The sequence below is a fragment of the Chitinophaga sp. RCC_12 genome (assembly GCF_041360695.1).
Taxonomy (GTDB): domain Bacteria; phylum Bacteroidota; class Bacteroidia; order Chitinophagales; family Chitinophagaceae; genus Chitinophaga.
In genome coordinates this window covers 92,567-116,022 of the sequence record NZ_JBFUPS010000002.1, presented here as the reverse complement: position 1 = coordinate 116,022, position 23,456 = coordinate 92,567, and the positions used below count along the sequence as shown (strand labels likewise).

Sequence of the window (23,456 nt, the reverse complement as noted above, 5' to 3'; positions counted from 1 at the left end):
TTTAGCATCTGGCGTTAGCTGCGGCTGTTAGTCCCCTTCACCACTCCCGGGTTGCTAAAGGCTACAGTTAGTTGCCGGAGGCTTTTGTCAGTTCCCGGAAAATTGTTTCCAGGCTCTGTGAATTGCTCTGCAAAGAAAGTATGTTCCTGTTATTAATCAAAGCAAATTGTAAGAGGTTTTTTCGCACTTCATCTACCTGGCTGGTAAATAACTGCCAGCTATGGTCTTCCCGGGCCACCACACGGCTTATGCCGGTGATTGCCAGTAATTCGGCTTCGCTTACCGGCTCCGCAAAGGTAACCTGTAAATAACCATTCCCGGTGTTGTTTTGCTGGATTAACGATAATTTATCGTCGGCGATGATTTTTCCTTTGTTAATGATGATTACCCGGTCGCAAAGCGCCTCTACTTCCTGCATTATATGCGTGGAAAGGATCACCGTTTTATTGGCCCCCAGTTCCCTGATCAACCGCCGGATATCCGCCAGCTGATTGGGGTCCAGCCCGGTAGTGGGCTCGTCCAGGATCAGTACTTCCGGATCATGCAGCAGGGCCTGGGCCAGTCCAACCCGTTGTTTATAACCATTAGACAATGCGCCGATCTTTTTGTGCCGCTCTGGTTGAAGCCCCGTTAGCTCAATTACGGATGTAATCCGCTGTGTGCCCGCCTTTCCCAGCTGATGGATGCCCGCCACAAATTCCAGGAACTCCCGGATATACATATCATAATACAGGGGATTGGATTCAGGCAGATATCCTACCCTTTTCCGTACCTCCAGCGATTGCGACACAATATCAAACCCGCATACACTGGCCTTCCCGCTGGTAGGCGGTAAGAAACCGGTGATCATCTTCATGGTAGTGGATTTCCCCGCGCCGTTTGGCCCCAGGAAACCAGTGATCTCTCCCTTTTTTAGCTCAAAGGAAATAGCATCCACCGCCCGTTGTTCGCCGTATACTTTACTGAGTTCTGATACCTGGATAGACATGTATGCTTGCACGTTTTGCGGGAACTAAAGTACTTAAAAAAGCGGATTTACGCGGATTTTGTCTTTTTCGCTGATTACACTGATTATGCTGATTATTTTGATGTTGTTTTTATTTTTTGGGCAGATGAATAACGGATATACTACCATTGAATTCCGGGCTTTTAAACGGCTGTGTTTAACACGTATACGGGCATACGAAAATGGAATTCTCAAAACACAAAAGCAAAACACAAAAAAGCAAAATCAAAGTAATCAGCATAATCAGTGTAATCAGCGAAAAAGACAAAATCCGCATAAATCCGCTTTTCCCTACATTTGCATATTATGAAGAGAGTCATCGGTCTACTTTGTTTGCTTCCGCAACTATTACAGGCGCAATCCATCCCGGTAAAGGACTATCCGCAAGGCTATTTCAGGAATCCATTAAATATTCCGATCATACTGGCCGGTAACTTTGGGGAGCTGCGGCCCAACCACTTCCATTCAGGGATGGATATTAAAACCCAGCAAAAGGAAAATCTGCCGGTACACGCCGCTGCTGATGGCTATGTAAGCCGCATCGGGGTATCACATACCGGTTTCGGGAACGTACTTTATATTACTCACCCTAATGGCTATACGACAGTATATGCGCATCTCAATGCTTTTTTTCCTGCCCTGCAGCAATATGTGAAGAAGCAACAATACCAGGCGGAAAGCTGGGCCAGCGACCTTTCCATTCCCGCAGGCATGTTCCCCGTAAAAAAGGGCGACTTTGTAGCCTGGAGTGGTAATACAGGCGGATCTGCAGGCCCGCACCTGCATTTTGAAATCAGGAATACAACAACAGAAAAACCACTGAACCCCTTGCTCTTTGGTTTCGATATCGCAGATACCAAAGCCCCGGATGTATACCGCCTGGCGATATACGACCGGGAGAAAAGTATTTACGAGCAAAAGCCACTCGTAATACCGGTTAAGAAAGTGGGCGGCGAATATGTAACCACCCAGCCGGTTGTTAAAATTAATGCAGCGCAGGCGGGCATCGGCTTAAGCGCCATCGACCGGATGAATACCGGTAATATCTATGGCATTTATGAAGTGACCCTGTTCCAGAATAATGAACCGGATATCGATTTCCAGCTGGATAACATCGGGTATGAGGAAACCCGTTACCTGAACGCACACATCGATTATAAAACAAAGAAAGGCGGCGGACCCTACTACCAGCTGGTGTTTTCCCTGCCCGGAAATAAACTGGATATTTACCACGACCTGAAAGGTGATGGTACCATTCACCTGTCGGACGGCGCTGTACATAATGTAAAGCTGCTGGTAAAGGATGCCTATGGCAATACTTCTACGGTGAAACTGGCCCTGCAGCAGTCAGGTGCAGACGATGCACAGAAAGCATGCGCCAACACCATGTACCCCGATTCACGTAATATCTTTGAAAATAACCAGGTGGAATTTTACCTGGATGAAACAGCGCTCTACGACCAGGTATGTTTCAATTACCTGGAAACAGCGTCTGTAAGCACCAAAGCATATTCCAATGTATACCACCTGCACAATGCACTGGTGCCTGTTCACGACTTCTTTGACGTACGCCTTCGCGCCACCCGTAATGTTCCGGAAAACCTGCAATCGAAAATAGTGATGGTGAGAGAAGGACAGGGCAGCAGCACTTCCGCCACCACCCTGGAAAACGGCTGGTACAAAGGTACTTTCCGCGACTTCGGCAACTTCCACCTGGAAGTAGATACTGTGGCGCCAAAGGTAACCCCGCTGGGCGTGAAGCCGGGCGCTGTTCTTTCAAAAGCTGCTAAAATATCTTTTGCCATGAATGATGCCAGCGGTATTAAAAGCTATCGTGCAGAACTGGATGGCAAATGGTTGTTGTTGTCGCGGAGAAGTAACGTACTTACCTATACGTTTGATGAACATTGTGAGCCGGGATCGCATATCCTGGTACTGAAGGTAACCGATGTAGCCGGAAATGAAGGCAGCTACAGATTATCATTCAAACGTTAAGATATCATTTCAAACAGCTAAAACCGTAAATATGGGAAACTTACAAGAAGGCGATAAAGCGCCCGTTTTCAAAGGAAAAGATCAGCATGGCAAAACCGTATCCCTCACCGATTTTAAAGGCAAACGGGTAGTGCTGTATTTTTATCCGAAAGATATGACGCCTGGATGTACGGCCCAGGCCTGTAACCTGCGCGACAACTATAGCACCCTGCTGAAAAAGGGCTATGCTGTGGTAGGTGTAAGCACCGACAGCGAGCAGAGTCACCAGAAATTTATTGAGAAATATGAACTGCCTTTTACTTTACTGGCAGATGAAGATAAAAAGATCGTACACCAGTATGGTGTGTATGGCGAAAAACAAATGATGGGCAAAACATACGACGGTATTCACCGTACTACTTTCCTCATCGATGAAAATGGTGTGATTGCGCATATCATCAAAAAACCTGACACAAAGAATCATACAGAGGAGATCCTCGAGTTATGGAAGTAAGCGAAGGTTGTCTTTCTCGCTGATTACGCTGATTATACTGATTACCTGGATTTTTACTTTTTGATTTATAAATGATTAAGGGAGATATAAGCGGATATTCGCTTTTATCTCCCTTAATTTTTATTCATAAAATCTTAAAAAATCCCAAAAGTAAAAATCCGGGTAATCAGTATAATCAGCGTAATCAGCGAGAAAGACAAAATCCGCTATCGTTTCTGGCGTTGTTTCTTGAACAGGTTACCTGTTTTGAATTTGTTGCCTTCAGGGCTACCTACACGGTCCATTGCGCAACGGAAGCCAACGGTGTTAGTGGCCATATCTTCCTGCATGTAACGGCGTGTACCTGGTGAAAGCCAGTAGGCGCGATCGTTCCAGCTACCACCTTTAATCACGTGTGATTTATCGTTGATCAGGGTAGTGACACCATAACCATATTCCACCTGTGAAAGGGAGTCACCATCGAGGTAGTTGATTACATCACCCTTCTGGTAGTTAAGACGGTTGGCACTTTCTTCATCTGTTACATCACGCATTTTCAGGTGACCAAGACTATCTTTTTCGAACTCTTTATTTTCGTTCTGGTAAACAGTCTGGAATTTATTACCACGGAAGTAGTTGAAGTCTTCCCCATCGATCGGGTTGAGTGGTCTGTATACGTCCAGTACCCATTCTGCCACGTTACCGGACATGTTATAGATGCCGAATGTGTTAGGGTAGAAGGAGCGGATAGGACCAGGGATGGAAGCACGGTCGTTCAAGCCGCCGGCCACACCCATGTTATCACCGGAACCACGTTTGAAGTTGGCCAGGAACTGACCCTGCATGGTACCGCGGCGGATATCACGTAAGCCGCTGGTATTGGTTCCCCAGGAGTAAACCTGTTTGTTCATGATCAGCTCTTCCCCGTGTTTGCCTTCTTTTTTGGAAGGACCAGGGTTCTGACCTATATAGCCCAGTGCGGCGTATTCCCATTCTGCTTCTGTTGGGAGACGGTAGTTCGGTAACATGATACCATCTTCAAAGGCAGCATTGCGGGGCGTACCATCGGAATTTTTGAACTGGTCTTTCGTACCCTTCGACATTTTACCGGGTGTACCTTCGTATAAACCGGCGGTGTAAGACTTGGTGTCAAAGGTGTTGTCGTCTGACTGGTTGCCTACATCCGCTTTGGAGAGGAGACCTTTGTCCATCAGCAATTTCTCGTTTACACGGTTGGAACGCCATTTACAATAGTCGGTTGCCTGTTTCCAGGTAACACCTACTACGGGATAGTCGTTGTAAGCCGGGTGACGGAAATAGTATTCTACCAGCGGCTCATTGTAAGCCAGCTCACTACGCCATACCAGGGTATCCGGCATTGCGTTACGGTATACGTCCGGGAATGATTCCCCGTATACGCGGTTCAGCCAGTAGAGATATTCGCGGTAATGTACGTTGGCTACTTCAGATTCATCGATATAGAAGGAGGAAACAGTAATACGGCGCGGAATATTATTCCAGTCGCCCATTACATCCTGTTCCGTAGCTCCCATGGCGAAAGTACCACCCTGTACAAAAACAAGGCCCGGACCAGTTTGCTGGTTCACGTTTTTTGCTACGCTGAAACCGCCCATTTTCTGGTCGTTATAGTTCCAGCCCGTAGCGGAAGAAGATTCCTTCTTCTTACCGAAAAGTCCCCCGCCGTCTTTATGACAGGCACTCATGGATAGCATTACGCTGGTACCTACGAGCAATGATAAAGAGGTTAATCTACGCATGCGATACAGCTTTAGTCTAGTATATTTACAGTAAACGCAAATGTACTCTTTTTTATTTTATGGCGAAAAAAATTAATTTGTAATTTGCTGCCAATCGTTCCCGCTGATAAGGGTCTTTCTACATCAACCGGCCGAAAAACTGCGATTAAGGTAATGAAACTCAATTATATTTTTATAGGTCTTTTCCTGCTTTCTTTTTTAGGGAAACGGGAAATATATGCCCAAAGCAGCCTTCGGCAGTATAAAAAAAATTCTGTACTGGCCTCAGGCAGCTGGTATAAGATAGGTATCAGCGCCCCCGGTATTTATAAAATAGATGCAGCCTTTCTTCAGAGTATGGGGATCACGGGGTTGCCATCTGCCGGGTTGCGGCTTTTTGGAACCGGAGGGCAGATGCTGGCCGAACCCAATCCGGCGCCGCGGTACGACGATCTGCCGGAAGTGGCCCTGCACGTGGAAGACGGCGGTGACGGCGTGCTTAATGGCAGCGACTATGCCCTTTTTTACGCCCCCGGACCACATCGCTGGCTGTATAACAGCAGCACTAAAACCTTTACCCATCAGCGGAACCTGTATGCGGATACCGCCTGGTATTATATTACCACTGGCGGAACAGGCCTCCGGGTGGCCGCAGGGGATGAGCCGGCGGGAGCCACGCCTGAATATACCTTTGATTACCACGACTTTTATGAAAGAGACAGCCTAAATTTCCTCAATAGCGGCAAGCAGTGGTGGGGGCAGGAGTTCAGCAAGGTAGTGGGCTTAACGCGCAGCTACCGGTTTAACCTGCCTTCCGCCGGAAAAGGAAAAGTATGGGTAAACATGCGGGCAGCTGCACGAAGCAGCGTTGGGAGCAACTTCAATGCCACCATAAATAAATTGCCGGCTGTAACCAATATGTACCTGCTGCCGGTAACAGGTAACATTTTTGAGGGAGTAGCTACTGCCGCTGCCGCAACAGGTGGGGCAGATGCCGGTCAGCCGGAACTGGAAATAGGCGTGGAATTTTTGCCGGGAAATATCAACGATAAAGGCTGGCTGGATTACCTGGAGGTGCAAGCCCGCTGCAAGCCGGTGATACCAGCTACCGGGATGCTGGATTTTCGCAGTACCCGTTATGCCGGCAGCGGGCAACCCAGCCGGTTCGCGGTATATAACGCCAACACGCAAACGTACATCTGGGATGTTACGGACCCGTTGAACCCGGTGGTGATGAAAACAACCCTGCAGGAGGATTCCCTGCTGTTTACGGGTAAAAACGACCAGTTGCATGAATACATTGCTTTCCGCGCCGCTGCCGCCGGGAAGCCTGATTTCGCAGGAACGGTGCCCAACCAGGATCTGCATGGCAGCGGCCCCGCAGATATGCTCATTATCACCACACGTGCGCTCCTGCCGCAGGCGGAGCGGCTGGCAGCCATGCACAGGGCGGCCGATCAGCTGTCGGTGCAGGTAGCCACCATCGATCAGGTATACCAGGAGTTTGCCTCCGGAACGCCCGATCCTACCGCGGTGAGGGACTATGTAAAAATGTTTTACGACCGCGGACCTGCACCCCGTTACCTGTTGTTGTTCGGCGCGGCCTCCTATGATTACCGGCAACGCATAAAAAATAATACGAACGATATCCCCTCCTGGCAAAGTGAGGCCTCGCTCGATGCCATCCGGTCGTACGTATCCGACGATTACTTTGGGATACTGAAAGATGAAGGGGATATCACGGGAACGGCTAAACCGGATCTGCTGGATATCGGCATTGGCCGTATTCCTGCACGCAATGAAGCGGAAGCCCGCCTGGCGGTGGATAAGATCCTGCGTTACCGGCAGCCGGCAGCGTTTGGCGCCTGGCGTAACCAGGTAACTTTATTGGCCGATGATGAAGACGATAACCTTCATTTCGATGATGCGGAAAAAATGGGGACCATCCTTTCCGGCGACGCGAAACTGCTGAATACAGATAAGATCTATGCAGACGCTTATCCGCAGGAGACAGGCAGTTCGGGCCCCGTGTACCCGGAAGTAAACAAGGCTATTGCCTTAAAGATCAATAAGGGAACGCTGGTGTTGAACTATACCGGTCATGGCAGTAACTCCCGCCTGGCCGCAGAAAACATCATGGATGCGGGTAGTATGGCCGACTGGCATAATGAGAATAAGTTACCGCTGTTTATTACCGCTACCTGCGATTTTGCGCCGTATGATGATCCGGGTATCACTTCATTGGGACATAAGATATTACTGCAGCATACCGGCGGCGCCATTGCGCTGATGACCACCACCCGCGCGGTTTTTTCTGCATCCAACCAGTTGATGAACGCTAATTATTTAAAAGTGGCCTTCACGCCACTCGCAGATGGGCGTATGCCTGCATTGGGCACCGCTGCCATGCTGGCCAAGAACCTCACCTACAGCAGTTCCGGGGATGCAGTGAATAACCGGAAGTTCCAGTTGCTGGGCGATCCGGCGCTTTCCCTGGCATTCCCAACTTACCGGGTGATCACTGATTCCATTAACGGCAGGGCTGCTGCGGGACAACCCGACACGGTGAAAGGGCTCGGCCTGTATACGGTAAAAGGACATATAGAGGATGCACAGGGCAACCCGGTGCCAGCTTATAATGGCATTATGTATACAACGGTGTATGACCAGCCGGCCCTGTTGAAAACCCGTGGCAATGATGCCGGTAGCCAGGTGGCGGGCTATAAATTGCAGCGTAATGTATTATTCCAGGGTACACAAACAGTAAATGGTGGCAGATTTTCTTTTACATTTGTGGCCCCCGGAGATATCAGGGAAGGCGACGGCAAAGGGAAAATCAGTTATTATACCAGCAACGACCAGCAGGATGGCAATGGTTATTTTGATAATTTCACCACCGGTGGCCTGGTAGTTCCACCAGTAGCTGATGTCAGCGGACCAACAATAAATGCCTGGCTCGATAGCCGCAGTTTCCGGAGTGGCGATATTACAGGCCCTGATCCTTTATTGATAGTGGACCTGGCAGACAGCAGCGGCATTAATATTTCAGGGAATAACGAACTTTACCTGCTGACCGCAATTCTGGATAGTACAGAATATATTGTGTTAAATGATTATTTTGGGGCATCTTTGGATAGCTATAAAAAGGGTAACGTACTTTTCCCGTTAAAGGGATTGTCAACAGGAGAACACCGGATTACAATCAAAGCATGGGATTCCCGGAACAATGGTGCTGCTACCACCATTTATTTCAAAGTAGCAGACCAGGGAGTACTGACTGTAGATGAAGTAAGGAACTTTCCGAATCCTTTTCATGATGTAACACGGTTTTCTTTTTTACACAACCGGCAGGGAGAAGAGCTTGAACTCACGTTACAGGTGTTTACGTTAGGAGGAAAACTGGTAAAAACTATGCGTAGCACAATAATTTCCACCGCAGGCCGTTTTGAGGGCATGCCCTGGGATGGTCGAAATGATTCGGGAGCAAAACTGTCCTCAGGATTGTACGTGTACAGGATAACAATCAAGACTTCCACGGGAACGAAGATAAAAGGTGGTAAGCTGGTGTTATTATAGCCTATGCAGGAAAATAATTTTTACCATTATCCCAAATAAACCCCTTTCTATGTTATATTAATAAATAAGATTATTTTTACATCCTTATCAAATACAAAATCTGCATGATCCGAAAGGTAACAATGAGCCTTGTGTTCATTTACGGTACTTTCATAAGTTTACAAACCTCAGCTCAAATTCCTAATCCCGGGCAAACAGATGGTCGTACCAACACCATCAATACCGCGGTTCCTTTTCTGAGAATTACACCGGATGCACGCAGTGGAGCCATGGGCGACGTGGGAGTGGCAATATCGCCGGATGCATCTTCTATTTATAACAATCTCTCCAAACTTCCATTTGCGGAAAAAAATGGCGGTTTGGCAGTAACTTATACCCCCTGGTTAAAAGAACTGGTAAACGACGTTTTCCTGGCTACCGTTTCCGGCTATACTAAGCTGGACGAACAACAGGCCATTTCCGGTTCCTTGAGATATTTTTCTCTTGGAACAATCAATTTTACGGATGTTACAGGTACGCCTACCGGTGATTTCCGCCCGCGTGAATTTGCACTGGATGCAGGTTATGCCCGTAAGCTGTCGGATCATTTTGGTATTGGCTTAACCGCCCGTTATATTTACTCCAACCTGGCCGGCGGACAAAGCAATGGTAGCGTTAGCATTAAGCCGGGTAAAGCCTTTGCAGCCGATTTGTCAGGATTTTATACCAAAGATTTCGAGAAAGATGACGGCCTGGTGAACAGGTTGAACATTGGTATGGCCATTACGAACATAGGTACCAAGATTTCCTACACCAGTTCTGCCGCCAATAAAGACTTCCTGCCCACTAACCTGGGTATCGGTACCGCCTATACGGTGGCACTGGACGAAGCCAATCAACTGACGTTTGCCTTGGATATCAATAAATTACTGGTACCTACCCCGGATTCTGCCGGACTATATAAAGAGAAAGGTACACTCGAAGGAATATTCAGTTCCTTTGGCGATGCCCCCATCAAGGAAGAAATGCAGGAACTGATGTATTCTATTGGTATGGAGTACTGGTACAACCAGCAGTTTGCAGTAAGGGCAGGCTATTTCAACGAAAACAAGAACAAAGGAAACCGCAAATATTTTACGGCGGGTATCGGTGTTAAGTACGATATCTTCGGGCTTAATTTTTCTTACCTGGTTCCTTCAGGATCAGGTATACAGCGTAACCCGCTTTCCAACACACTGCGCTTCACGCTCACATTCGACCTGGGGCCAAGAGATGAGGAAAGCCGGACAGGATGGTAACACATATTTAGTCGTTTAATGATATAAAATAATTATCCGCTTTAATCCCTCCGCAAAACGGGGGGATTTTTATATTTATTGGCTTACCTTGCGGATTGGCAAAATGATTAAATTATTACAAATATGAGTAGGATACGTATAGGATTGGGAGTAGATTTCCATCAGCTGACGGAAGGACGTGAATTCTGGCTTGGAGGCGTACTGGTACCACATCATAAAGGAGCGCTGGGGCACAGCGATGCCGATGTATTGTTACATGCTATTTGTGATGCCATGCTGGGAGCGCTTTCCCTGGGAGATATCGGGGTGCATTTCCCGGATACCGATAACACCTACAAGAATATCGACAGTAAAATATTATTAGCACGCTGCGCGCAGCTGATCGGGGAAAAGGGATACCAGGTGGTTAACGTAGACAGTACCCTGTGTTTGCAGGCGCCTAAAATAAAAGCATACGTGCCGGAAATGCAGGCAGTGATTGCCCAAATCCTGCATGTAAGTACAGAGGACGTGTCTGTAAAGGCAACTACTACGGAAAAACTGGGCTTTGTTGGTCGTGAAGAAGGGGTTACAGCCCATGCGGTAGTACTGCTGGAGCATATCACCCAGTAATTCTTCATTCATAATTATTTTAAAATATCTTTGTTCAATGGCGGATATCATTGTGAAAATAATCAATAAGTCGGGTAATGAATTACCAGCTTATGCAACGGCAGATGCGGCAGGAATGGACCTCCGCGCACATTTGGAAACAGCAGTTACCCTGCAGTCGCTGGAAAGGATGCTGATCCCTACTGGTTTATTCATGGAACTGCCGGCTGGATATGAAGCGCAAATCCGCCCCCGTAGCGGTTTGGCCATTAAACAGGGACTTACGCTCCTGAATACGCCTGGCACGATAGATGCAGATTACCGGGGAGAGATTAAAATTATAATGATCAACTTATCCAACGAACCGCAAACCATACAACCCGGCGACCGTATTGCTCAGATGATCATTGCTCCCTTTGTTCAGGCGGTCATAGAACCGGTAACCGTGCTGACAGAAACCGTTAGAGGTGTGGGAGGATTTGGACATACCGGTAAATCCTGATAAATGCGGATATACTTCACCGTTATAGGGCTGGCTGGTATTTTATTAATGGGAGCCTGTAGTGGTGCCAAATCATCAGCATCACGTAAAGACACTACCGTTAATAACGCCGCTGTGCTGTCACAGCGGGCTGATAGCCTCTTTTTTGCCGCCCAGCGCTCTAAAATGCTGGGTGACTACCGTACGGCTATTACCCAGTATGCCGACTATCTGCGGCTGAATAAAAATAATCCCACCGTCAATTATGAATTAGCCCGTCTTTTTATAGAAGTACAAAACGCCGGTAATGCGCTCATCTTTGCCCGTCGCGCTGCTGCGCTGGATCCACAGAACCACTGGTTCCAGGTAACCCTCGCAGACGCTTATGCGGTGAATGAAAAATTTGACAGCGCTGCCTATGTTTTTGAAGGCCTTACCAGCAGATACCCTGATAACGAAGATTATCTTTATAACAAAGGAATTTTACTGGCAAAAGCCAATAAGCCCGCCTCTGCACTGGCTGCATTTAATGAGCTGGAAAAGAAGGTAGGCATAGTGGAAGAACTCATTTACCAGAAACAGAAGCTGCTGTTGAAAATGAGCATGGTGGATGATGCAGCCACAGAAATAAAGAAGCTGATTAACCAGGAGCCAGAGGAAATCAGGTATTATTATCTGCTGGCAGAAATATACGATGCCAACGACCGTGTGCCGGAAGCCGCGGAAGTGTATCATACCATTCTCTCTAAAGATCCTGATAATCCAAGAGCCCTGATAGCACTGGCTTCTTACGCAAAGAAAAATAACGACACCGTTACTTATTGGAATAATCTTACCAAAGCATTTGCCAATCCGGGTTACAGCATCGATGAAAAAGTAGCGTATGTATATCCGTACCTGCAAATGATGAACACGGATACCACCAAGCTGGAAGAAGGATTGCACCTCACTTCCCTCATTATTAAAGCGCACCCGGTGGATGCCAAAGCATATGCGCTCCGCGGTGATATGTTTTCACAGGCGGATATGCTGGACAGTGCGGAGGCAAGCTATAAAAAAGCCCTGAGCCTGGATGACAGCCGTTTTTCAGTGTGGTATCAGCTGATGTGGATCTATTCCCGTAAGGATGATCCCACCGCCTTGCTGGCACTCAGCAACAGTGTAACCGGTAAGTTCCCGAAAGAATTTATGGGCTACTACTTTAAAGGAGTAGCCAGCTTCCTGCTGCAACAGTATCCCGCTGCGATCAATTCGTTGAATACCGCACTGGACATAGGTAACGGGGAGAAGAAATTCCTGGGAGATATTTACTCCCTGCTCGGCGATTCCTACCATGCTACCGGGCAGCACCGGCAGTCGGACAGCAGCTACGAACGCGCCTTACTGCTCCGTCCGAAAGATGCGCTGATCATGAACAATTATAGCTACTATCTTTCGTTAAGAGGAGAGAACCTCGAAAGGGCAGCAGAAATGTCGAAACAATCACTGGAACTGGAACCGGAAAGTCCAACCTACATGGACACCTACGCCTGGATCCTTTTCCGACAGGAAAAATTTGCAGAAGCAAAAGAGTGGATCGAGAAAGCTTTGCAATACCCGGAAGCACAGAAAAATCCGAACGTTCTGGAGCATTACGGTGATATCCTGTTTAATCTGAAAGAAGTTACCAAAGCAGTGGAATACTGGCAGATGGCTAAAGATAAGGGAGCATCCTCTGTAGACCTCGCCCGTAAGATCGCTGAAAAAAGATATATTCAATAAGCATTTGCTATAAGTCATCGCTCAATGAAGAGAAAAATAGAAGTCACACTTTTAATTATAACCATCGGTTTGGGAATGATGGCCTGCCGTCATCCTAAGAAGCTGGCCCGTACTACATTCCCCGCCGCCGATACCAATAGGGTAACCCTGGGAAAAGATAGTTCAACGAATGAAGAACTCACCCGTTTTACCAGCGAAATGCTGAAAGGTATTCACGCCAATCATATTGAGTTTAATACTTTTTCCGCCAAAATGAAGCTGGCATTTGAAACAGACAAGAAGAGCCATAATAACCTGAATGCTACTTTCCGTATAAAGAAAGACAGCATCATATGGATATCTGTTTCCGCGCCGATTGTAGACGAAGTGATCAGGGCAGTGATCACACCAGACAGTCTGAAGATGTATAACCGCCTGGATAAACAATTATTTTTACGGAAGATGTCGGACGCGGAGCAATTGCTGAATATCCCGTTTGATTTTAATACCCTCCAGGATATGTTGATCGGCAACCCGGTATATCTTACGGATTCCGTATACCAGGTAGTGAAAACGCCGGCTATTATTTCTTTCAGCTGCGATCATGCAAAGTTTATCAGTCTCTTTAACGTATTTGCGGATGACTACGGATTGCAGCAAAGCAAAGTGATGGATAAAGACAGTACCAGTACTGTGAAACGTTCCTGCGAGCTGACCTACGGAGACTACACAAAAGTGGCCGGCCGTAAATTCCCCACTACGCGCCGTATTTACATCGAAGAAAAGAACGTGACTAAAGTTGCACTGGACTTTACACGTTATGATTTTGATGTGCCGCTCACCTTCCCATTCAGCACGCCTGCCAGCTATAAACGCATGTAAAATGTTAATTGCGTAAATGTCGTCTTCATTAAACTAATAAACGTTGTATATTTATTTAATTTGCAGTCACTAAATTAAGTCATGTTGTATTTGAAGAAGATTATCCCGTTTATGTTGGTGCTATGGTTAATGCCAGCCATGTTGGTTGCTCAGAATACTGGGCAGCAGCAACAATCGCGGGAAGAACTGGAGCGAAGAAAGAAGGAGCTGCAAAGAGAAATAGATGAGGCAAACGAACAACTGAAGGAAACCAAGAAGTCTACCAAAGAAAGTCTTGGTCAACTCCGTGCATTGCGCGACAAGATCACGCTGCGCAGCCGTTTGATCAATAACATCAACGAAGAGATTAACTTTATCAATGGAGATATCAATACTGCTGCACGGGATGTAAAAACCCTGCAGAAAGACCTCGATACCCTGAAGGCCCAGTATGCCCAGCTGGTGATCTACGCATATAAAAACCGTTCCTCTTACGATATGCTGAACTTCGTGTTTTCCGCGGAGAATTTTAACGATGCAGTAAAGCGTTTTCAGTATTTAAAGCAATATCGTGAGTACCGCCGCCGGCAGGCAGATAACATTGTGTCTACACAGGATCAGCTGAATCAGAAGATCCAGAACCTGGAGTCGCAGCGCGTAAGACGTTCTGATGCGCTTAAAACCGAACAGGAGCAACGCAACACGCTGGAAATAGATAAGAAAGAGAAAGATGAAGTGCTGAATAAGCTGAAGGGCCGTGAGAAGGAGCTGGTAACCGATATTAACCAGCGTAAGAAAGATGCCCAGAAAGTACAGCTGGCGATTAGGGCAGTAATCCGCAGGGAAATAGAAGAAGCGCGTCGTAAAGCGATAGAAGAAGAAACGGCCCGCCGCAAGGCCGCAGAAGAAAGACGTAAGCGTGAAGAAGAAGCCCGCAAAGCCGCTGCACTGGCTGCTGCTGAAAGAGCGAAAGCTGCCGCTGCCAATAATAACAATAGTAATGCTGCCAATACGCCACCACCGGCACCGCCTCCCCCGGTGAAAGCGCCGGAGCCTGCACCGGAACCTGAAAAAACAGCGACCACCCGCACAGAAAACGTGCTGGAAGCCACTCCCGAAGCACTGGCATTGTCAGAAAGTTTTGAAGCCAACAGGGGTAAACTACCGTGGCCCGTTGATGCCGGTAATATCATCGAGCATTTTGGTATACACCAGCATGCGGTAATGGAACATATCCAGGTGCCATCCGATGGGATTGTGATTGCCACTAATAAGGGCGGCGCCGTGAAATCTATTTTCGATGGGGAAGTGAAATCAGTAGTAGTAATGCCGGGATCAGGATATGTAATTATTATTCGTCACGGACAATACTTTACTACATATGTACGTTTGCAAACTACCCGTGTGAAGAAAGGCGATAATGTGAAAACCGGACAGGTAATTGGTACTGCCAGCACCAACGATATTGAAAATACCGGTGAAGTGGAGCTGCAGATCTGGAAAGGCATTACCAAGCAGAATCCTGAGCAGTGGATCCGGAGAAGATAATTTAAACATAGCTGAAACTATACGAGATAAAGCTGAAAGCATTTAAGGGTGCTTTCAGCTTTGCGCTTACTAACCAAATGCATTTTTTTTTGAGAAAGTTGATCCCTCTTTTGATGGCTCTGTGGCTATTGCCTGCGCTGTTGTATGCTCAGCGGGGCAGCAGGCAATCGCGCGCGGCACTTGAAAGCCGTAAACAGGAGTTATTGAAAGAAATAGAAGAAGCAAATAAATCCCTGCAGCAAACAAAGAAATCCACCCGGCAAAATGTAGCCCTGCAGCGCGAGCTGCTGCAAAAAATTTCCACCCGCAATGCACAGATAGTTAATATTAACAAAGAAATCAGTTCAATAGAGGGAGACATCAGCAATACTAACAGTAACGTACAAACGCTGGAGAGGGAAGTTGATTCTCTCAGGGCAAGGTATGCGCAGCTGGTGGTGTATGCCTACAAAACCCGTGATTCGTATGATGTGCTGAATTTCTTTTTTTCTGCCACCAGTTTTAATGATGCTATCCGCAGGTATCAATACCTGCAACAATACCGTGAAAACAGGCGCCGGGAAGCGGAAAGCCTGCTATCCACCAAAGCGCTGCTGGGCGAGAAGCTGACCGCATTGCAGCAGCAACGGGCGCAGAAAACTGGTGCATTGAAAACAGAACAACGGCAGCGGATAGACCTGCTGGAGGATAAAAAGGAAGCAGATAAAAACATTGCCCAGCTGAAAGACCAGGAGCAAGAATTACAGCAGCGCATCAATAAAAATAAAGCCGAAGCCCGGCAGGTAGACAGGGCTATCCAGGATGCCATCCGGCGGGAAATAGCTGCTGCGCAGAAGAAAGCGGCGGCGCAGGCGCTGGCCCGTAAAAAGGCTGCTGATGCCCGGCGGCGGGAACAGGCTGCGGCCCGAAGAAGAGCGGCTATTGCTGCGGCAAAGAAAGCGGGTAAGAAAGCACCGGTAAAAGTGGAGAAAGAAGAAGAGGAAGAAGACGATGCGCCGGTAGCTAAAACCTCCAGTGAAGATGCGCTGGTAGCCACTCCGGAAGCGCTCAACTTATCGCGTGATTTCGAGGCAAATCGTGGCCGCCTGCCCTGGCCCGTAGATGCAGGCCGTGTTACAGGTCATTTCGGTGCCGGCAGGGTTGGTAAAATTGATGTGGATCACAACGGCACTATCATCGCAACGGCGAGGGGCGCCGCAGTGAAGGCCATTTTTGACGGGGAAGTAATTATGGTATTTATGGTACCAGGCGCAGGGTATATGGTCACCCTGCGCCATGGAAAATATTTTACCAACTATGTGAGATTACTGGATATCCGTGTCAGCAAAGGAGCATCTGTAAAACGTGGTCAAACACTGGGTGTGGCCGCACCGGGTGCAGGTAGCAATACCGGGGAAATAGAATTACAGATATATCGCAACATGGTAAAACAGAATCCGGAAAAATGGATACGTGCCCGTTAAAGTAACTGCACCTGTTTTTGCAGTACTTCTTCGTATAAAGCTTCGTATTGTGGAATGATATTATCGATATGGAAGCGTTGCGCCTGTTCCCATGCTCCCTGTCTTACCTGCTCCAGTAATTTTTCATCTTTCAGCAGTTTGATCGCATGGGCAGCCATTCCATCCACATCGCCTACATGGCTCATGTAACCGGTTTGCCCGGGAATATTGATTTCCGGTAAACCGCCCGCGTTGGAGGAGATCACAGGCACCCGGGCAGCCATTGCTTCCAGTGCAGCCAATCCAAAACTTTCATATTCTGACGGCAGCAGGAACAGGTCACTGATCGACATTACATCTTCCAGTTGCTCCTGTTTACCTACAAATCTTACATCATCACAAATCCCTAATTCCCGGCAAAGACACTCGATCGACGGCCTGTCGGGGCCATCGCCTACCAGCAGCAGTTTGGCCGGCAGTTCTTTACGTACCTGGGCGAAGATCTTTACCACATCAGGTACCCTCTTTACCTTACGGAAATTGGATACGTGCAGCAGGATCTTTTCGCCGTTGGGAGCTATGGCCTGCCTGAAATGAGGCAGTTCCCGGCGGCTGAAGCGCAGGGTATCCACAAAGTTGTAGATCACCGTGATATCCTTTTCTATCGGGAACGATTTATAGGTTTCTTCCCGCAGGTTCTCGGAAACCGCGGTAATAGCGTCCGACTCGTTGATGGAGAAGGTAACCACCGGTTCGTAGGTTTTATCCTTACCCACCAGGGTGATATCTGTACCGTGAAGCGTAGTGATAAAAGGCACGGTTCTGCCATGTTTTTTCACGATCTGTTTGGCCATATAGGCGGTAGAAGCGTGAGGAATGGCATAGTGAACGTGCAACAGGTCCAGTTTCTGGTTAATGATAACGTCCACCATCGTACTGCTGAGGGCAGATTCATAAGGCGGGAAATCAAAAAGCGGATATGTAGGAACCTGAACCTCGTGATAATATATATTAGCGTGAAATGCATTAAGCCTTACTGGCTGTTGATATGTAATAAAGTGGACCATATGGCCTTTGTCTGCCAGGGCTTTCCCCAGCTCTGTGGCCAGCACCCCACTACCACCGTAAGTAGGGTAACATACTATTCCTATGCGCATGAGTTAATTTTTTGCATTCTGCAAAGGTACTAAAAAGCAGAACGATATCACATAATGCATAGGGGAGTGGGATGAGCGGTACCCGGAGGGCTGTTGAACAAAAGAGTTGACAACTAGATACCTTTATGCTTTGCTCCTTCAGCTTTTTTAGTAGTTTTAACCATAAATTAACCTGCTGCAATGAGAAAATCTATAATGCCAATTTTGTTAGCCTGTACCCTGCCGGCCCTGGCAGTGGCGCAGGAGAAGGATTCAGTGACGTTGAGGAAATTAGCGGATGAAGTATTAACCCACAGCACTGCCTACGAAAACCTGCGGATCCTCACGAAGCAGATAGGCGGCCGTTTGGCCGGATCTCCACAAATGGTGAAAGCCGAAGACTGGGGCGTAAAGGCGCTTAAAGCGGCCGGTGCAGACACCGTGTATCTCCAGGAGTGTATGGTACCGCATTGGATCCGAGGTGCAAAGGAAGAAGCCCGCATCATCTCTAAACGCCGGGATTTTATACCACCACTGGAAGTACTGGCCCTGGGTAACTCAGTGGGCAGCGGACCGGATGGCGTAACCGCGCCGGTACTGGAAGTGGCTTCTTTCGACGACCTGGAAGCAAAGAAAGACCAGGTAAAGGGGAAGATCGTTTTCTATAACTATCATTTCAACCCCACCTTCATAAAAACGTTTCATTCTTATGGCGATGCCGTAAAGTACCGTGGCCAGGGCGCCAGCCGGGCCGCTAAATACGGCGCGGTGGCAGTGATTGTAAGATCTATGACGCATGGCGCCAATAATTTCCCGCACACCGGGGCCATGCAGTACGACAGCGCCTATCCTAAAATTCCGGCGGTGGCTATCGGGTTGGAAGATGCGGACCGTTTGAGCCAGCGCCTGAAAGATGATAACAGCGCCAGCGTGTTTCTGCGTACCAATTGCGAAATGAAGAAAGACACCATCGGGCATAATGTGATCGGGGAACTGAAAGGCAGCAAATACCCGGATCAGTACATCACGGTTGGCGGCCACCTCGATTCATGGGATGTGGCGGAAGGTGCGCACGACGACGGTACTGGTTGCGTTCAATCCATCGAAGTGCTGCGCGCCTTTAAAGCACTGGGCATGAAACCGGAACATACGCTGCGCGTAGTACTGTTTGCCAATGAAGAAAATGGTACCCGTGGAGGTAAGAAATATGCCGAACTAGCCAAAGCGCGCCAGGAGAAACACGTTTTTGCCCTGGAAAGCGACGCCGGCGGCTTTACGCCACGCGGTTTCACTACCACTATGGACGCGCCCCTGAAGGCAAAAATGAATAGCTGGAAGCCACTTTTTGAGCCGTATGGTATTTATGATTTTGAAGAACCGGGAGGCGGGGTGGATGTAGGCCAGCTGCATGAAGCAATTGGTACGCCAATGGCTGAACTTTCTCCTGATTCGCAGCGTTATTTTGATATCCATCATGCGGCGAACGATGTGTTTGAAGCGGTGAATAAAAGAGAACTGGAATTGGGTGCGTTTGGTATGGCGGGTTTCATTTATCTTGTAGATCAGAATTTCTGATCATCCATCACTAAAAACTAACTATGGGTCGGTTTGTCTTTATCATTGTATCTGTTATTATACTGGTACTGGGAGGTATTTTCTTCTATAAATACTATTTTGTTTTCGGACAGGGCGTTAAAGCCGGGGAGCTGAATTATTTTGTGCAGAAGGGATACATCTTTAAAACCTATGAAGGCAAAGTGATCCAGTCGGGCTACCGCGGCAAGGTAGCCGGTACTATACAGTCGAACGAATTTGAGTTTTCCGTGAGCAGCGAACGCATTGCGCAGCAGCTGATGACGGCCAGCGGGAAAATGGTGGAGCTGCACTACAAAGAGTACCTGGGAGCCATTCCGTGGAGGGGATACAGCGCATTTATTGTAGACAGTATTATTTCCATCAAGGAGCCGGTGAAGTCGGAGCTGCCTTAAAAATATAAAGGGGAATTACGGTTTCGTAATTCCCCTTTCTTTATTCGTTACCTGCATACAGCAGGAAGATAGCCGGTCGTTTATGAAGATCGGGTAATTGTTTCTTCCACTCCTTTACCGTTTTTGTTTTAATATACTCCGTTGGTGCAGTGATATCTGCTGCGATACAAATCTGCGTATAGTCTTTACAGTTATCCAGTATATCTTTCAGCAACTGGTTGTTGCGGTAAGGCGTTTCAATAAACAACTGTGTTTGTTTTTTCTTTTCGGATTCCTGTTCCAGTTCCCGGATCATCTTTGTTCTTTCGGGTGGTTTGATGGGGAGGTATCCTACAAACTGGAAGTTTTGTCCGTTCATACCGGAGGCCATGAGGGCCAGCAGCATGGAGTTGGGGCCAATCATCGGGATTACCCTGGCGTCGATACTTTGCGCCAGTTTTACGATGAGGTGGCCGGGATCAGCGATAGCAGGGCATCCGGCTTCGCTGAGGATGCCAATATCTTTTCCTTCGAGCAGTAATTTTTTTGCAAGTACCAGGTCGGGCGCCTGGTTTTCATTCATCAGCAGGAGTTGCAGGTTATCTATCACGATGTTTCTGTCCAGCGACTTCAGATACCTGCGGGCTGTTCTTTCATTCTCTACATAAAAAACAGATAATTGCTGTACGATAGCGGTTACATAAGCGGGAATGCTGAATAGGGCGTCGGCGCTCAAAACAGTAGGAACCAGGTACACTTTGCCGGTGGTATTCATTATTTCAGTCTTTTTGTTTGTAAGTCAATAGTAGCTGCAATTACAGCATAGGAGGGCGCCAGCATCCAGCCCAATACGGGGATGAGCATAAACAGGTAAAATACCATTCCATTACCGATGGCCATGCCACGGTGCTGGCGGATAAAGTTGATGCTTTGCGACATATTCAAACGATGCCTTTCACAGCTGTAATCCATCATGGAGAAGCCATAAAAATAGGATTCGATAAAGAACCCCAGCATCGGGGTGAGCCAGCCGATCACCGGTATAAAGGAGATCAGCAGCAGGATGAGTATAGCGGCTGTTTGATAAACAATATTGCGGCACGACATTTTGATCCCGCGCAGGATATCCTGGCCCAGTTGCGACCAGCTGAAAGGGAAGTCTTTATGATCCAGTATGGCTTCTGTCTTCTCAGATAAATAAGAAAACACGGGAGAAGCTACTATCAGGAACAGGTATTTAAAATAGGAGAAGTACCAGAATACAAATACAATGCGGACAGAAAACGCGACAAGTATAAAAAGAAAACTTACCCAGCTGCTTTCCAGGTCCTGTACCCATTCTGTGATATGCAGCAGGCGGGTGAGATATTCCACAAAGTCGCCCGAGTAGCCCCACACAAAGTAAAAGCCTGCAAAAAATAACAGGCAATAGATCACGCCCGGAATCAGGATCCATTTCCACAATTTATGCTGTAATATGAATTGATGGGCTTTCCCGTAAGACTGGATCGCCGACAGTACTTCTCTGAATGAAAACAACGCCTGATATTTTATTGTAACTGAATTGGTTTTTCCTGGTTTTTATGAAAGAGTAACGAAACTAACGCAAAATTAACAATGATTATCATGATTTTAAATGATTATCCTGATTTGGGAGATTATAGCACGTCAATTTTGTTGCTATGATCTCTCAAATCAGGATAATTATTTTATCAGGAAAGGCATTGTCCTAGAAACGTGGACAGAGCGTTTTGTATTTATTGTTTTCGTTCCGGGTGTGGATATAGATCAGTGAAATTTCCAGGCCACCGCGGTAATTGGAGGCTGGTTTCAGGCTGGAAACGTTGGTGTCGTAGGTAAGGCCTATCTGGAAGCCTTTTATTTCGAGGCCTACATAGGGGATAACGGCATCTTTCAGTCGATACCAGCTACCCAGGTAAAAAGTGGTGGGGTTATCGTCCATGTCGTTGAGCATGAAGCCATAGGCGCCACCAAAGGTGAATTCAGAGGCAGTACTTTGTTTCATGTACAGGATGCTGGCATGGAACCTGTCTTGCCCGTTTACGGGAACAGAACCGCCCCCGTGTAAGGTCCAGCGGTAGCTGAGCCTGTTCTGGGTAAGGTTCATGAATGATTCGGTAGGTTGGGTAATATGATAATAGGAGGCGCCCATGTAAATATTGGATGCTTCGCCGATTAAACCATTGTAGAGGATCCCGATATTGGGATCGAAGTAGGAAATTTTTGGATTTACCAGCGTTTCATTGCTGGGAATCATAGGGTTATACCCATTGTTGTCGATCTGGTTTTCAAACTGCAGTTTGGTATTGTCTATCCTTTTCTGCACCAGTGTACCCTGTAAGCCGATGGCCAGGGTATGATTGCCTTCCGGATCCAGGCCTTTGTGATAGGCTGTGCTGAAGGAAAGGTAGCTGGATGTGAGCGCCCCACCGCCGCTTCTGTCGTACATTGCCATCAGGCCCACGCCCCAGATATCGGTATAAGAAATAACGTTTTTCAAAATGCCGAAATCAATGGCGGCAGTACCTGTTACAAAGGGAGTGGAAATGCTTCTCCATTGTGACCGGTAGTTACCGGATAAACGATAATCTCCTGAAAATAAACCTGTAAACGCTGGGTTAAGGGTTAGCGGCGACGCAAAAAACTGCGAAAAGTGCGGGTCCTGCGCCCGCAACGGATTAAAATAAAGTAATATGGCCAGGAATAGTAAAGCTCTTTTCATATCATTAAGCTTAAAGCATAGGGTTTATGCAATACGGGTGAAGGTACACTAATTAAATCATATCTCAAATTAAATTCATGTATAAGCGATCCGGTCCTGCAAAAAACAAATAGCAGCTTTGTACTTTTTAAAGATACAAAACTGCTATTCGTAAAACGATTATTCAAGGTTATTGTTGTAATTTATTTCCGAAAGCCAGATCGCCGGCATCTCCCAGCCCTGGTACTATGTAGCCTTTAGCGGTTAATTCGTCATCAATATCACCAGCCCAGATGGTTAAACTTGCCTTGGTGTTGCGTAATACATATTCGATTCCTACAGTACAGGCAATAGCGACCACCAGGTGGATATGACTGGGTTTACCTATTTCCTCGAGGTGTTCTATCGTTTTTACCAATGAAGAGCCGGTGGCCAGCATCGGGTCGGAAAGGATAAGCACCTGTCCATCGATAGAAGGAGTACTCACATATTCCAGGCTGATATCAAAAGTGCCGTCGTGATTATGCTTGCGGTAAGCAGAAACAAACGCATGGTCTGCCTTATCGAAGTAGTGCAGCAATCCCTGGTGTAATGCCAGCCCAGCGCGTAAGATAGTAGCCAGTACCGGTTGTGATTTCAGCACCCGGCAGGTAGCAATGCCCATGGGGGTAGTTACTTCCTTTTCTTCGTAGCTCAGTGTTTTACTGATCTCATATGCAGCTACTTCTCCCAACCGTTCCATATTACGCCGGAAGCGCATACGGTCCTGCTGAACATCTATATTCCTGATCTCGCTTAACCATTCTCCCACCAATGAATTGGTTTCACTTAAATTGATAATCATGAGCTATCCCTTTGAGGCCGCAAATTACCGAAAAATAGTGG

At 47.3% G+C, this 23,456-nt stretch carries 19 protein-coding genes; 12 read left to right on the top strand and 7 right to left on the bottom strand.

The window, feature by feature from the left end:
* Positions 1-67: 67 nt before the first annotated feature.
* Positions 68-988: a gliding motility-associated ABC transporter ATP-binding subunit GldA gene (gene gldA, locus AB6805_RS05605; protein WP_370908471.1), complete on the bottom strand. Its 921-nt coding sequence runs from the start codon at positions 986-988 to the stop codon at positions 68-70.
* A gap of 324 nt (positions 989-1,312) precedes the next feature.
* Here gldA and AB6805_RS05600 point away from each other — a divergent pair, with 324 nt between their 5' ends.
* Positions 1,313-3,001 (top strand): M23 family metallopeptidase, encoded by a 1,689-nt coding sequence (locus tag AB6805_RS05600; protein WP_370908470.1) that lies wholly within the window; start codon positions 1,313-1,315, stop codon positions 2,999-3,001.
* Between the two features lie 31 nt (positions 3,002-3,032).
* Positions 3,033-3,494 carry a thioredoxin-dependent thiol peroxidase gene (gene bcp / locus AB6805_RS05595; protein ID WP_370908469.1) on the top strand — a complete coding sequence of 154 codons (462 nt, stop codon included), beginning with the start codon at positions 3,033-3,035 and terminating at the stop codon, positions 3,492-3,494.
* A 206-nt stretch (positions 3,495-3,700) separates the two neighbouring features.
* On the opposite strand, the gene AB6805_RS05590 is transcribed toward bcp, so the two are convergent.
* A complete protein-coding gene (locus AB6805_RS05590; RefSeq protein WP_370908468.1) occupies positions 3,701-5,251 on the bottom strand; it encodes an SUMF1/EgtB/PvdO family nonheme iron enzyme in 1,551 nt (516 codons plus the stop codon).
* 153 nt (positions 5,252-5,404) lie between these two features.
* On the opposite strand from AB6805_RS05590, the gene porU reads away from it, so the two are divergent.
* From porU to AB6805_RS05550, 8 genes are all read left to right on the top strand, one after another.
* The gene (gene porU / locus AB6805_RS05585; RefSeq protein ID WP_370908467.1) at positions 5,405-8,806 is read left to right on the top strand and encodes a type IX secretion system sortase PorU; all 3,402 of its coding nucleotides are present in this window, start codon (positions 5,405-5,407) and stop codon (positions 8,804-8,806) included.
* A 104-nt stretch (positions 8,807-8,910) separates the two neighbouring features.
* Entirely contained in the window at positions 8,911-10,083 is a 1,173-nt protein-coding gene (porV, locus tag AB6805_RS05580) for a type IX secretion system outer membrane channel protein PorV (protein WP_370908466.1), read from the top strand.
* Between the two features lie 123 nt (positions 10,084-10,206).
* Positions 10,207-10,695 carry a 2-C-methyl-D-erythritol 2,4-cyclodiphosphate synthase gene (ispF, locus tag AB6805_RS05575; protein ID WP_370908465.1) on the top strand — a complete coding sequence of 163 codons (489 nt, stop codon included), beginning with the start codon at positions 10,207-10,209 and terminating at the stop codon, positions 10,693-10,695.
* Positions 10,696-10,732: 37 nt separating this feature from the next.
* Complete coding sequence (gene dut / locus AB6805_RS05570) at positions 10,733-11,176, top strand: dUTP diphosphatase (protein ID WP_111579902.1); 444 nt, start codon at positions 10,733-10,735, stop codon at positions 11,174-11,176.
* A gap of 3 nt (positions 11,177-11,179) precedes the next feature.
* Entirely contained in the window at positions 11,180-12,916 is a 1,737-nt protein-coding gene (locus AB6805_RS05565) for a tetratricopeptide repeat protein (RefSeq protein WP_370908464.1), read from the top strand.
* A 24-nt stretch (positions 12,917-12,940) separates the two neighbouring features.
* Positions 12,941-13,777, top strand: a complete 837-nt coding sequence (locus AB6805_RS05560) for a DUF4292 domain-containing protein (RefSeq protein WP_370908463.1) — start codon at positions 12,941-12,943, stop codon at positions 13,775-13,777.
* A 90-nt stretch (positions 13,778-13,867) separates the two neighbouring features.
* On the top strand, positions 13,868-15,304 hold the full coding sequence (locus tag AB6805_RS05555; protein ID WP_370908462.1) for a murein hydrolase activator EnvC: 1,437 nt from the start codon (positions 13,868-13,870) through the stop codon (positions 15,302-15,304).
* An 89-nt stretch (positions 15,305-15,393) separates the two neighbouring features.
* Positions 15,394-16,767, top strand: coding sequence for a murein hydrolase activator EnvC (locus AB6805_RS05550; RefSeq protein ID WP_370908461.1), 1,374 nt, complete (start codon positions 15,394-15,396; stop codon positions 16,765-16,767).
* Here the strand turns inward: AB6805_RS05550 and bshA are convergent.
* On the bottom strand, positions 16,764-17,903 hold the full coding sequence (gene bshA, locus AB6805_RS05545; protein ID WP_370908460.1) for an N-acetyl-alpha-D-glucosaminyl L-malate synthase BshA: 1,140 nt from the start codon (positions 17,901-17,903) through the stop codon (positions 16,764-16,766). The genes AB6805_RS05550 and bshA overlap by 4 nt on opposite strands.
* A gap of 180 nt (positions 17,904-18,083) precedes the next feature.
* Here bshA and AB6805_RS05540 point away from each other — a divergent pair, with 180 nt between their 5' ends.
* On the top strand, positions 18,084-19,457 hold the full coding sequence (locus tag AB6805_RS05540) for a M20/M25/M40 family metallo-hydrolase (RefSeq protein ID WP_370908459.1): 1,374 nt from the start codon (positions 18,084-18,086) through the stop codon (positions 19,455-19,457).
* 23 nt (positions 19,458-19,480) lie between these two features.
* Positions 19,481-19,870: a hypothetical protein gene (locus tag AB6805_RS05535; RefSeq protein WP_370908458.1), complete on the top strand. Its 390-nt coding sequence runs from the start codon at positions 19,481-19,483 to the stop codon at positions 19,868-19,870.
* A gap of 40 nt (positions 19,871-19,910) precedes the next feature.
* Here the strand turns inward: AB6805_RS05535 and AB6805_RS05530 are convergent, their stop codons facing one another.
* From AB6805_RS05530 to upp, 4 genes are all read right to left on the bottom strand, one after another.
* Complete coding sequence (locus tag AB6805_RS05530) at positions 19,911-20,624, bottom strand: SAM-dependent methyltransferase (protein WP_079471054.1); 714 nt, start codon at positions 20,622-20,624, stop codon at positions 19,911-19,913.
* Positions 20,624-21,388 (bottom strand): EI24 domain-containing protein, encoded by a 765-nt coding sequence (locus tag AB6805_RS05525; RefSeq protein WP_370908457.1) that lies wholly within the window; start codon positions 21,386-21,388, stop codon positions 20,624-20,626. Before AB6805_RS05525 ends, AB6805_RS05530 begins: the two co-directional genes overlap by 1 nt.
* 190 nt (positions 21,389-21,578) lie before the next feature.
* On the bottom strand, positions 21,579-22,592 hold the full coding sequence (locus AB6805_RS05520) for a PorP/SprF family type IX secretion system membrane protein (RefSeq protein WP_370908456.1): 1,014 nt from the start codon (positions 22,590-22,592) through the stop codon (positions 21,579-21,581).
* 169 nt (positions 22,593-22,761) lie between these two features.
* Positions 22,762-23,415, bottom strand: coding sequence for a uracil phosphoribosyltransferase (gene upp, locus AB6805_RS05515; protein WP_370908455.1), 654 nt, complete (start codon positions 23,413-23,415; stop codon positions 22,762-22,764).
* Positions 23,416-23,456: the final 41 nt, after the last annotated feature.

Bases quoted from the DNA above. Each gene is read 5' to 3' on its own strand.
- AB6805_RS05530 (WP_079471054.1), bottom strand. From the start codon at position 20,624: ATGAATACCACCGGCAAAGTGTACCTGGTTCCTACTGTTTTGAGCGCC.
- bcp (WP_370908469.1), top strand. From the start codon at position 3,033: ATGGGAAACTTACAAGAAGGCGATAAAGCGCCCGTTTTCAAAGGAAAA.
- bshA (WP_370908460.1), bottom strand. From the start codon at position 17,903: ATGCGCATAGGAATAGTATGTTACCCTACTTACGGTGGTAGTGGGGTG.
- ispF (WP_370908465.1), top strand. From the start codon at position 10,207: ATGAGTAGGATACGTATAGGATTGGGAGTAGATTTCCATCAGCTGACG.
- AB6805_RS05560 (WP_370908463.1), top strand. From the start codon at position 12,941: ATGAAGAGAAAAATAGAAGTCACACTTTTAATTATAACCATCGGTTTG.
- porV (WP_370908466.1), top strand. From the start codon at position 8,911: ATGATCCGAAAGGTAACAATGAGCCTTGTGTTCATTTACGGTACTTTC.
- AB6805_RS05540 (WP_370908459.1), top strand. From the start codon at position 18,084: ATGAGAAAATCTATAATGCCAATTTTGTTAGCCTGTACCCTGCCGGCC.
- AB6805_RS05565 (WP_370908464.1), top strand. From the start codon at position 11,180: ATGCGGATATACTTCACCGTTATAGGGCTGGCTGGTATTTTATTAATG.
- AB6805_RS05600 (WP_370908470.1), top strand. From the start codon at position 1,313: ATGAAGAGAGTCATCGGTCTACTTTGTTTGCTTCCGCAACTATTACAG.
- gldA (WP_370908471.1), bottom strand. From the start codon at position 988: ATGTCTATCCAGGTATCAGAACTCAGTAAAGTATACGGCGAACAACGG.
- AB6805_RS05535 (WP_370908458.1), top strand. From the start codon at position 19,481: ATGGGTCGGTTTGTCTTTATCATTGTATCTGTTATTATACTGGTACTG.
- upp (WP_370908455.1), bottom strand. From the start codon at position 23,415: ATGATTATCAATTTAAGTGAAACCAATTCATTGGTGGGAGAATGGTTA.
- AB6805_RS05590 (WP_370908468.1), bottom strand. From the start codon at position 5,251: ATGCGTAGATTAACCTCTTTATCATTGCTCGTAGGTACCAGCGTAATG.
- porU (WP_370908467.1), top strand. From the start codon at position 5,405: ATGAAACTCAATTATATTTTTATAGGTCTTTTCCTGCTTTCTTTTTTA.
- dut (WP_111579902.1), top strand. From the start codon at position 10,733: ATGGCGGATATCATTGTGAAAATAATCAATAAGTCGGGTAATGAATTA.
- AB6805_RS05520 (WP_370908456.1), bottom strand. From the start codon at position 22,592: ATGAAAAGAGCTTTACTATTCCTGGCCATATTACTTTATTTTAATCCG.